The organism is Candidatus Phytoplasma palmae, assembly GCF_046896035.1.
In the GTDB taxonomy this organism is placed as follows: Bacteria; Bacillota_I; Bacilli_A; order Acholeplasmatales; family Acholeplasmataceae; genus Phytoplasma; species Phytoplasma palmae.
In genome coordinates, this window is the sequence record NZ_JBIPDD010000033.1 from 1 (window position 1) to 1,338 (window position 1,338).

1 protein-coding gene is annotated in these 1,338 nt (G+C 27.1%); it reads right to left on the reverse strand.

The genetic code is table 11. The features are described 5' to 3' along the window. Positions 1-817: 817 nt before the first annotated feature. A complete protein-coding gene (locus tag ACHMP6_RS01845) occupies positions 818-1,099 on the reverse strand; it encodes an ATP-binding cassette domain-containing protein (RefSeq protein WP_412097825.1) in 282 nt (93 codons plus the stop codon). Positions 1,100-1,338 lie beyond the last annotated feature (239 nt).

Below are 1,338 nucleotides of genomic sequence, written 5' to 3' on the forward strand. Positions count from 1 at the left end.
TCATGATGTTCGTGATACGTGAAATCACTCATAATTAGGCATCATTTCGCGCCCATATTATCGCGATAGAATTAGAATATTTAAATTTTTTTATACATTCCTAAGCCCCGCACACCACCGAACAAGCAAGTTTCCAAGCATTCGGCGGTTACAAACATATATATTAAAATTTAATTTGCAAATGTTTTAGAAAAATTTTATATTTTCTTTTTAAAAACATTTAAACTTTCAATATGTGTTTCCCTTTTCGCCTTGTAAGAGTTATTAACTCTTTCCTTGGTAGATCATTAAACTTCAATAATTCCAAATGAAGCTTTGAATTACTACGACTACTATAGTTCTGCTTTTCCCTTGTCTAATTAAATTAAAATTACATATTATAAATTATAAAACTAATTTAAAAGATTTAGGGAGATAGAAGTTACTCTAAAATACTACTTTACGCTTTTAGGGGAGATAACCTTTAGTATTTTTGTAAAAAATTAAAATATAATTTTAATTAATTTCAAAAATATTAATTAGGTGGAAACCTATTTTTTTATATAATGATAATTCAATTTATAATAAGAAAAAAATTGACGAAATAGGTCTAAAAAATTATAATTATCGTATTTTTAGGTTTTAAATTACTTCTCTTTTTTCTCTTAGGAGTTTTTCAACTCTTCACCATGAGCGCTTTCATCTCACTGTGTAATAAAGGTTTGATAATTAACCTAAACACATTTTTTATTTTCTGCTGTAATCTAAATTGCTTTCACAATATAAACCGAAAAAATGATGTACAATATTATCGCAATTGTTGTAATTAGTTAATTTACTAGTATTTTAGGCATCTTTCTCGCCCTCTTATTTTTAAAGAAAGAGATATGTTATCGAAAACATTAAGATTATTTAAAAGATTAAAATGTTGCCAAATAGTAGCACTTTCTAAATGAGAAAAATTTTTTTTTATAAAAGTAAATTTATTTTGATCGTAATCACAAAGACCATTCAAAATATGTAATAAAGTGGTTTTTCCTGAACCAGAATTACCAACTAAACCGAAAATTTCTTCTTTTTCGATTGTTAAATTAATGTTTTGAAGTACTAAATTAGAAATATTATTAAATTTATTGAGATAGAATTAGACCGTTTTTCTATTACTAGATATTAATCTAAGCCCCTCACACCACCGAACAAGCAAGTTTCCAAGCATTCGGCGGTTAAATAAGTTACTTTTGTAAACTTATTTTTCCTCTTTCGCCTTGTAAAGGTTGTTAACCTTTGCCTTGGTAGGTCATATGCTGAAACATTCCAGTTTAGCTTTGAGTTCCCTACGACTACTATGATTCTGCTTTT